General features: G+C 46.6%; 2 protein-coding genes. One reads left to right on the top strand and one right to left on the bottom strand.

The window, feature by feature from the left end; all coding sequences use genetic code 11:
• Positions 1–132 precede the first annotated feature (132 nt).
• Positions 133–1461: an anaerobic C4-dicarboxylate transporter gene (locus B9J84_RS14415; RefSeq protein WP_013868401.1), complete on the top strand. Its 1329-nt coding sequence runs from the start codon at positions 133–135 to the stop codon at positions 1459–1461.
• A 126-nt stretch (positions 1462–1587) separates the two neighbouring features.
• Here the strand turns inward: B9J84_RS14415 and B9J84_RS14420 are convergent, their stop codons facing one another.
• Positions 1588–11022: a retention module-containing protein gene (locus tag B9J84_RS14420; RefSeq protein WP_094124430.1), complete on the bottom strand. Its 9435-nt coding sequence runs from the start codon at positions 11020–11022 to the stop codon at positions 1588–1590.
• Positions 11023–11037 lie beyond the last annotated feature (15 nt).

Genomic DNA, 11037 nt, shown 5'->3' on the forward strand with positions numbered 1-11037 from the left:
TAAAATGCGTGAGCAATCTCTGATTAATGTCGTTTCATTTATAGGGTAAATGGTTGTGTGAACAAGGTTTCATCTTTTTTTAACGTTACGTTAGACAATATTTTCATTAACACCTTTGGATAGGAAACAGATATGTTGTATTTGGAATTTTTATTCCTGCTATTAATGCTCTATATAGGCTCACGCTACGGTGGTATTGGCCTTGGTGTGGTTTCTGGTATTGGCTTGGTCATTGAAGTTTTTGTCTTCAAAATGCCACCCACATCACCACCGATCACCGTCATGTTGATCATTCTTGCCGTTGTCACCTGTGCTTCAATACTCGAAGCGGCTGGCGGATTGAAATACATGCTGCAAGTGGCAGAACGTTTACTGCGTAAGAACCCGAAAAATGTCACTTTGATTGCACCGTTCGTCACTTACGCAATGACGTTTATGCTGGGTACTGGCCATGCGGTGTATTCCATCATGCCGATCATTGGTGATGTGGCATTGAAAAATGGGATCCGTCCTGAACGTCCAATGGCTGCGTCTTCTGTTGCTTCGCAAATCGCGATTACCGCTTCCCCAATCTCAGCGGCCGTTGTCTACTACCTTGCTCAATTGTCGAATATTCAACACGAGATCACCTTGCTCTCTATTTTGCTGGTCACTGTACCTGCGACCTTATTCGGTACGCTGTTGATGTCTTTGTACAGCTTGCGCCGCGGGAAAGAACTAGATGATGATCCTGAGTATCAAGAACGTCTGCAAGATCCAGTGTGGAAAGAGAAAATCCTAAACACAACCGCGACAACGCTGAATGAAACGTTACCCGCGGCAGCACGTAATTCTGTGTTGATTTTCATTGGTGCGATATTAACCATAGTCGTACTAGCGATGGTGCCAGAAACACGCACTATTGTTGAAGGCAGTAAACCGATCAGTATGGCGGTGGTTATCCAGATGATGATGCTCTGCTTTGGCGGTATCATTTTACTGGCAACCAAAACCGACCCACGAGATGTACCAAACGGTGTGGTATTCAAATCAGGTATGGTGGCGGCAATTGCCATCTTCGGTATCGCTTGGATGTCGGATACCTATTTCCAATACGCGATGCCGCAGTTTAAATCAGGCATTGTTGAGATGGTTACCGACCATCACTGGACCTTCGCGCTTGCACTATTCATTGTTTCTGTTGTGGTGAACTCACAAGCCGCAGTAGCGGTGATGATGTTACCTGTAGGCCTCGGGCTAGGTTTAGAACCTGCGCTACTGGTGGGATTAATGCCCGCACTGTACGGATACTTCTTCATTCCAAACTATCCGTCAGATATTGCAACGGTCAACTTTGATACCACAGGAACCACCAAAATCGGTAAGTACTACTTCAACCACTCGTTCATGTCCGTCGGTTTAATTGGCGTCGTGAGTGCGTGCTGTTTAGGTTATGTGCTGAGCCAAATCATCATTGGTTAACCCACTGTAAATGCCCCAGACTGATACAGCGCTGGGGTGTGTTTACTGCTAAATAAAAAAGTGCACCCAACTGAGCCTGAAGCCGTTGGGTGCACTTTTTCTTTATTTAACTGCTCTTTTCTTTATTTAAACGTCATGCTTGATAATGTTGTTGTCCAATAAGAAGCCAACAATGTCAATCGACGCCATGCCATCAAAATTGAATTGGCTGGCAAGATCTTGCACCACAATGGTTTGGTGTACGTTATTGTCCGTCAGAATTTCCAATTCCACATCCGTCGTGTTGGTCATCACTTTCGCTTCTATCTGATGAGAAGTGTGTAGCGAAACGAGCAGTTGATCCATGGGCAAATGTAAATCGGCCACAACATCAGTGAGATCGATCACATCACCTTCACCAGCGTTGAAATCAGTGATAGTGTCGGTTTGCTCATCAACAGTATCGAGCGTCCATTTAAATATGTCAGCGCCACTTCCCCCGGTTAAGATGTCGGCACCAAGCCCGCCAATCAAGGTATCATTTCCGCCACCACCCACTAAAGAGTCATCACCATCGCCACCTTCAAGGTGATCATGACCACTGCCTCCTAGCAACTGCGCTCCAACATTACCGGCGAGCAATTGCGCATCATCCCCGTTCGTTGATTGATCAATCGTGCTGCCGTCAGGCAATACTTCAATCGCAATATCAATTGATGCAGAGGCTGCACGGCTACCATCCGTTTCTGTTGAGATAGCCGCTACCGACAGAGTGTGTTGCCCTAAATCGAGCCCACTAACCTGTAATCCGTCGATAGCATCAGCGGAAACAATCCACACCCCGCTTTGCTCAGTCACGCTGCCCGAGCTACTAGAAAGCGTAGCGCCACTTGGCAGACTGTCGATCTCCAATGACAACACTTCATGGCTATCCGTTAATGCCGCGATTAACCCCAGCAATGCAATACCTTGAGCGCTGATACTTTGGCTAACATACGTCTGCTTCATATAATTAAAGCTCGGATCAAGGGTTAATATCGGCGTATTGGCTTTGGGCGTCACCGCAATACTGACGGTTTCTGTCTCTTCTAGCGCCATACCAGAAACATTGTCGGCATAAACACCACCATCATTGGCCTTAATTGTCAGATCAATATGGTCACTACCAATCGCGGTGGCATCAACAAAAACGCCGCTGGCGGGATCGCTGCTATTAAGTAGTGCGTTGATATCCGATAACGTGCCTTGTAGGACGAGTTCTCCAGCCAAATTGGTGCTCTGCGTGACAGAACTTAACGCGGGGATCACGGCACTGAGCAAACCTTCGCTCACGCTCAAAATCACCGTCATGGGGTCGTTGGCATGTGAGCCTGCATAATCGACATCACTCACACTCAAGCCGGTAACTTTTTGCCCCGCCTCTTCATCAATCGTTGTGGTGACCGTAGCACTATCAATGGTGGGCGCATCATTGACCGCCTGAACATCAACTGAAACAGTAAACTCACGCGCAGGCCCCAAATGTTCAGTACCGTCCAGCCCTGTATCGACCGACTGTACTTTAATCGTCAGATCTCCCGCCCAAGTGTCCTTATGCCAATCACCAGAATTAAAAATCAGTTTATCTAAGCTTTGCGCATCGGCATTCAACAACCATACGCCACCGCCGATGTAAGTCCCCAGCGTGCCATCAGGCAATGCAATACTTGCTCCATCTGGCACCCCGGAAACTTCAATTCGCAACGTTTCTGGCGAGTTTTCACTATGGTTCGCACCGGCTGCAATGGAATCGGCTTTATCGATAATTTGCGCGTTGATATCAATTTCAATGTCAACGCCTTCATCGCCAGCGCCGTTAGCCACTGGTTCAACATCCACCACATCCCCAACGGGCGTAATATCTAATCTAAAGCTGCCGTTATGCTCTACTGGCACACCAAGCAAGGATTCTTGGGTGAAGACCTTGATGCCGATTTCCACTTCGCCACTAAAGTTCTTCGCAGGTTTCATCGCAATATCGGATAAATTGATCGAGGTTTGTGCTGGGTTGTTAATCTGAATGCTCCACTCACCACCACCATTATTTTTCACGGTATAGTCAGAAGAGAGAGAACTCACGACAAAATCCGTCGGCACCCCAGTAAGCTTGATCGACACAAATACCTCAGAGCCATCTGTATCGGTCAGATCAACGGTAAATTCGGAACCCGGTTTAGAAAGGACAATCCACTCATCTTCCAGACCGCTCACTTCAATATTGCTGCTACCACCACTGGAAATAATGACTTCGTCTACCACTGGCGTCACATCAAAACTTACTTGTGTGGTAAATGGTTTATCAGCATCAGTATTAGCCACACCCAACGCATTGGCATTGGTATCATCAAATTGCGTGATATCAGTCACTTTCCCCGCCACGGTAATGTTGACGGTATTATCATCATCGCCAGTCGGATAATTGGGTGCGGGTTTGAAATAAACATTGTCTAATGCCGCAGGTAGCTGAGGCTGACTAAAAGTGATACTGGTACCGAGATCATTGCCTTGCGCATCAACAAAGGTTCCGATATTGGTTCCTTGTAGGGTTAAGGTGACTTCGCTCAGCACCTCTTGTCCTTCCGTAGCGCTATTGCGAATATCAGCAAGGTCAATGTCGAGCGAAAGATGAATAATACCATCTTCATACCCGGTGCCGTCATTGGTCGGAACGTCGGACGAGCTTGAAGTCGGCTGATGATTTGCATCTAACCCAAGCGAACCTTCCACAGTCAATGTCGCTTTAGGGGTAATGTCATCATCTTGCGGTTGATGCGTTCCGGGAACATCAGCTACCGGAGAAACTGCCACTGGGATTTGCGTACTGAAGGTTTTTTCATCACCAGAAGCCGTGTCTGTCGTTACAAAAGTGATCGGCAAATTAAAGTCGCCCGCGTAATCTTCGGGCAGATGCAGATGCAGATTTTCTAACCCTGAAATCGAGCCATCGGTATTAACGGTACCTTTGTATACATACAAGCCATCAACGAAGTCAAAATGACCACCAGATAAACTTGCGCCCGCTGGCAGCACACTTTGCGCGATGACAATACTGAGCTCATCTTCTACACCATCAAAACCTGAAGCGCTCACCATCAATTTATCTTGGATTTGCTGACCTAAATTAATAGCGTTATCTTCGATGCCTAATACAATATCATCCGCATTGCCAACTAAAGTAATGTCAGCCGCTACCGTGTTATTGCCCGTAGCAGTGAGCGGAAATTGCAAGGTGATCTCTGATTGCACTTGTCGAACTACTTTGGCTTCAGAGCTGTCTTCCCCTTGGTCATACACTTGGGCAAAAATGGTCACAGTGATGTCGTTATAACCATCACCATCAGGATCGTTACCACTACTCAATGTCAGGCCATTCGGTGCTTTTACACTGAAATTCTGCTCATCAACAATGGTCCATGAGCCATCCCCATTATTAATTGCACCAGTAATCAGTAGTTGATCAAGTACCTGTGGCGTAATATTGCTAAAACGCACCACCAGTTGGTCGACCACTTCTAATGATTGGTAACCTTCTGTCGATTGAGTGTCTGCATTATCAAAGCGTATAACGTTCGCATTAGGCTCGCCGCCGGCCGCATCATTAATAGTAAAGTAGATAGCACCAGAGGCATCTGCGACAGCTTTATTTGTGACTACGCCGTTGTCTTCAACACGCAGTTGTCCATCAGCTTCAACTATCGGCCTTACCGTAACATCAACAGAGCCGTGAATGACTTTCGAAGCAATACCTTCGCCAGAATTGATTGCATCGACGTATTCGTTGTCTTGTTCTTTCACCACAATCTCAGTGCTCAAGGTAAAATCAGTACTGGAGTGCTCTGGTGGCTGAACTTGAACGTAACCAGTTGTCAGCACTTGCGCTGAGAAATCTTGCTCGCTCTGTCCCAGTGCGGGGGTCAAAATGAGCTTGCCATCACTATCTAAGGTCGTGACAACACCATCGACGTAAATAGTACTACCTGCTGGGAAGCCAGAAAGTGTAACAGAGGCAAAATATTCATCAGCATCAAGATGTTGTTCCTCTTCTGGCTGCCAATGAATATTAATGCGGCTGTCCTCGTTACCAAGCGAGTGTGATTGATAGTTGTCAACAACATCAATCACCGGTGCCACTTTAATGCGAATTTCCGACTCAATTTGACGCGTATGTCCATCATTTTCAGTAACGATGGTGGTCATTTTGATGTTGATGTTTTCGGTCGATGAATGAGATGGCTCAACTCGAATACCTGAATCAACCTGCGCTGAAGTTAGATTCGCCTGATAAATAGGTTGCTGCGCAGTATCGTAACCAACAAATACCAAGTTAATCACGCTACCAACACTATCATACAGTTTGACACCATCTGGAATGTTCGACAGCAAAACGGTGATCGACTCAGAGCTGTCAGTTGGATTATCCGCAAGCTCACCGGATAACACACTAAAGCCAAAGCCAACGGATTGATTTTCATCAATCGTCGTTTCAATCACTTGCAGACCATTTTCACTAAATTCATTCCAAGTGTTAGTACTGTTTGAGTGAAAATCAATGGTTGGAATGTCTGCTACGCCCTTAACTGAAACATTAACCGTCTTAGCACCTAACGATATTTCATCTGTCACCACACCCGTAGAAAGATTGACGCTATCTTTAATAATCCCTTCAACAGAGAAGGTAAAATCAGCGTTGCTATGCAATGGGGGTAGCACTTCAACTTGGTCAAGATATTGTTCAGGAACTTCATAATAAGTATGACCATTGGCATCGGTTATTTGTGATATTTCGCTGGCTCCGGTTCCCAACCAAATCAGTGTCACACCTGTTTCTGAAAAATCAGAGAGACGCACATAGAGTGTTTCTGAACCATCAGAATCAACGGATCCCGCCATCGTAATGACTTCACTTAATAACAAGGGATCGTGATCTGTGGTGGGGTCAACGGTATTTTGCGTAGCGGCATTATCTTCAAAAACATTGATTCGATTGACAGAGAAGCTACCCATATCGGCAACAGGGCTAACATCTATCACGATTTCTTTCGTTTCTGATCGGGCGCTCTCTTTACCAACGTGAGCGTTATTTTGCTCGGTCGTGATCGCTGTAATATCAAGTTTGATCTGACCACTGAAATTATCATTAGGGTCAACTTGCACTTGATTAATGTTACTCGCGCTAACAAGATAATAGTGACCTGAAGCATCCGAGCTCATTACAACCGGCGTACCATCGGCATAAACTAGCTGCGCCTCACCTTCACCTTGAGTAAAGCGGATCTCATACAGGATTATTTCGGGGGTACTGTTATCTTGTGTCTGCGCTAAAACATCGAGAGTAATATTGTCACTATCTTCTACTGCATCATAATGAAATTGGCTGCTTGAGTTCCAAGTCGCAATATCGGCCACACTTTCCACCTCAATGCGCAATTTCCCGTTCACATTATGATCGTGCAGGCCATTATTCAAAACCTGCACAGTAATATTGAGTTGGAAGCCACCATTAGCGCTGGCATAGTGACGGTCAGGCACAAAATACAAGTTTTCAATCTTAGCAACACTGCCTGTTAAGCTTTGCTCCACCGCATCTGCGGGCAAAACAAATCGTCCACTGACTAGCTCTAATTTGACATAAACATCCGAACTATTGAGATAGTAAAAATCGCCATGCGCGTTGCTGGCCGTGATTTTTACATCACCAATCGATTCATTGCGATCCAAATCATAAAGATTGATCTGCAAATCCACTTTAAGCGGTGAAGTATTTAAGCCGGATTGGTTATCTTGGCTATTAGTGATTTGATTGGGGTCGCTCAACGGAATAGTGACGCCATCGCGTCCTGCATCTTCAGCGCCAATCACGTTAGCAACCGTGATGGTGGCATTTCTATCAAGAATATTGATGTTCAACTGTTCGGTTGAGGCATCGCCATCAAAGTCTTGCGCAGTGACATCGACAGTAAATGAAATGGTCGGATCATCACCATGTTCAAGGCTAGCAACTGGTTTAAATGCCGCGTTACCGTTAGGCGTTATCGTCAGTGTGCCTAAATCGCGCTCAACACCATTTTTTATTTCGACAACCGTGACTGTTTTGGTTACTCCGTTAAGTTGAACTTCATTAGCTAAACTTACGCTGTTAGCCTCTCTAAATTGAATATCCCGACCCGCTTCATCAACGGCCACAAATTTAGTGATCGCACCATGATCTGCACCTTGAGTATCCGGTGAGGTATTGTTGTCTTGGCTAAATAAATTGACTGTTTTTATCGCCGTATTTTCAACACTAGTGATGCTTTTATCATGCAAAGTTGGAATATCATCAACAATCGATATTGGCAAACTCGCTGACGCTGAAACATCGCCATCTCTATCAGTTGCGGTAATCGGAAGATCTAAAATATAACTATTTTCACCATTACCCGTCGGGTGGTCGATGGCTTTAAGCAGTTCAAATTGGTAACTATCGGCCGAGCCATTTAACGTGAGACGAAAAACCACATCCGTCGTATTCTTAATCACCGCCTCATAAACAGTGACACCATTACTGCTTGAAATTTGGATGATCTCTATCTCTTGACCACCAGACGTTAAATTCTCGACAGGCGTGGTGAGATCAGACACTTGATAACTGACAATACCATCGGCCCCGTCAATCACATCAAAGTGCCCAGCAATAACGGTGCTGTCTGAACGATCAGAACCGATCGTGGCTAAGTCATCTTCATCCACGCTCTGCTCGCTACCGGTGCGAATGCCGACAATCGTTGGCTTGTCATCCACAATAGTGACAGGCAGTAGAATGTCAGAGGCGTCGCCATCATAGTCCGTCGCCACCACTTTGAAATTCACCAGTCGCTCATCGCTGCCTGCGGCGTGATCAATCGGACCTTGCAAAGTAAAACGGTAACTGCCGTCCGCATTGAGCACTAAGCTAAACACCGCATTGCCACTAGGTGTGGTGCTGGCTTGGTAGTGGTAGTTACCATTGGCATCGATTGTCGCCGCGCCCAAGATCACCGCTTCGCCTTGCGAGGTTAAGCCCGCAAGCGGGTTACTGCTGGTATCCAACTGATAGCTCACCACCTTATCGGCGCTTTGAGTGGTAAACATTCCCTCAGCGAACAGCGACTCTTTGCTGCTGTCTGAGCCTGACGTTAAATCGTCTTCGCCAACACTGAGCGCTTGCACTCCGGTGATGATTGGCTGATCATCATGGATGGTGACGGGCAACAAAATGTTGGCGCTGTCGCCATCATAATCGGTTGTCACTACCTTGAAATTTACCAGCAGCTCATCGCTCCCCTGCGCATGGTCAATCGGACCTTGCAGGGTAAAACGATAGCTACCATCCGCATTGAGCACCAAACTAAACACTGCATTGCCGCTCGGTGCAGCGCTAGCTTGATAGTGGTAGTTGCCGTCGGCATCGATTGTCGCCGCGCCCAAACTCACCGCTTCACCTTGCGAAGTTAGTCCTGCAAGCGGGTTACTGCTGGTATCCAACTGATAGCTCACCACCTTATCCGCGCTTTGAGTGGTAAAGATTCCCTCTGCAAACAACGGCTCTTTGCTGCTGTCTGAGCCTGACGCTAAATCGTCTTCGTCAACGCTGAGCGCTTGCACACCCGCGATGATTGGCTGATCATCATGAATGGTGACAGGCAGCAGAATGTTGGCGCTGTCGCCATCATAGTCAGTTGCAACCACCTTGAAATTCACCAGTAGCTCATCGCTCCCCTGCGCATGGTCAATTGGCCCTTGTAAGGTAAAACGATAACTGCCATCTGCGTTAAGCACTAAGCTAAATACCGTCTGACCGCTTGGGGTAGTACTTGCTTGATAGAGGTAGTTACCGTTGGCATCAACTGTCGCCGCGCCCAATACCACACTTTCACCTTGCGAGGTTAACCCAGCGATGGGGTTGATGCTGGTATCAAGCTGATAACTCACTACCGTATCGGCCCCTTGAGTGGTGGTGAAATAGCCTTCGGCGAACAACGGCTCTTTGCTGCTGTCTGAGCCTGACGCTAAATCGTCTTCGTCAACGCTGAGCGCATCCACACCAATGATTTCAGGTTTATCGTCAATAATGTTGATTGGTAAACGCACACTTTCAGAGCTATCACCATCATAATCGGTTGCCAATACCGAAAGGTTGAGTAATAACTCATCACTATTGGCTGGATGATCCAGCGCGCCTTGTAACGTAAACTGGTAACGACCGTCTGGGTTTAATATCAACTCAAAAATAGGCTGGCCATTAGCGCTCGCCTGATAGGTATAAACCCCGTTCGATGACGAGGAAGAGGCCAATTGCACCACGACACCAGCCGAGGTTAACCCCGCCAACGGATTAGCACTTAAATCCAACTGATAACTTTCAATTTGATCAGAACCCAATTGAGTATCAAACTGTCCTGAAACGGTAATCGTCTGTGAAGCACTGGCATCCGAACCGATATTTGCCAAATTATCCTCATAAACGGACGTCGACGGTTCATCGGATATAACAGGGTTATTACCATCACCAATACTGATTGCGATAGAAATCGGCGAGCGAATAGGATTTCCACCCGCATCAGAACCGGTTACATCGAATTGAATCGCAATTTGATCATTAGCAAAAGAAACTAAGCCACCTCCCACGGAGGGAACATGGTCAATCGGTTGACTAATGGTCGTCACTATCTCTAAGTTGATGTCTTTACCGACAGACGTCGCCACTAAATCAATCCGTAGCACTTCATTGCCGTCAAGTTCACCGACAATATAGTTAGCCGTAGCATCATAACGAAAGCTTACTGATCGCCCAGCCGAAGTAATATCGCTATTCAGCTCTGACAATAGCGCAGCTAATGAAAGGGATTCAGGGACAAAAGAGGCGGCATCCAGTGGCAGATCTCCCGCCGCGATTAAAACATTTGCCGTCACTGATTGTGGATACGAATTTAGTGAGAGCGAACCTTCAACTAATGCCGCTGATAATGATTCACCCCCAGCGGTAAAACGCAACGGACTCAAATTCGTTTCAGTCAATGATTGCTGAGCATCACGCCCTGCAGTTTCGAAAAACGTACTCGCCAATACTTCTGCAAAATTGTAATCAATGGTGATGAAGCCAGCATTTGCAGAGCCTTCACCACCGGCTCCGGCGGCGGTTGCTTCAAGTATTTGGGTCGGGTCTTGGCCATCTAAAATGGCTTGTTGAATAGCGGCTATATTATCCGCATCAAAATTGGCCTCATTAAGTTGGGTGAGATCAGCGTTAATGTCGCCCGCGACAGGAAACTGGATCAGATCTATTGATGTATCGTGTTCTAACACCGTGTCACCAAAGCACGCGACGCAGTTTTGTTCGACCACCGCCACTTGCCCATTGATAAACAAAGTGACCGATGAATGATTAACCGTGATTAAGATTTCACCTTTCATCAAGGAGTCACCCACCGTCACTTGACGCGCGTTACCTTTGGCATCGACAGCAATAACATCCCCCACCACTTCGCTTACTGACGCAGGCTGAACAACCACTTGTAAATCCATAAGGCCCCCAAATAC

The sequence above is a fragment of the Vibrio sp. V03_P4A6T147 genome (genome assembly GCF_002241085.1).
GTDB lineage: Bacteria > Pseudomonadota > Gammaproteobacteria > Enterobacterales > Vibrionaceae > Vibrio > Vibrio anguillarum.

What these genes read in the sequence shown, in the direction of transcription:
- B9J84_RS14415 (WP_013868401.1), top strand. Translation starts at nt 133, where the DNA reads ATGTTGTATTTGGAATTTTTATTCCTGCTATTAATGCTCTATATAGGC.
- B9J84_RS14420 (WP_094124430.1), bottom strand. Translation starts at nt 11,022, where the DNA reads ATGGATTTACAAGTGGTTGTTCAGCCTGCGTCAGTAAGCGAAGTGGTG.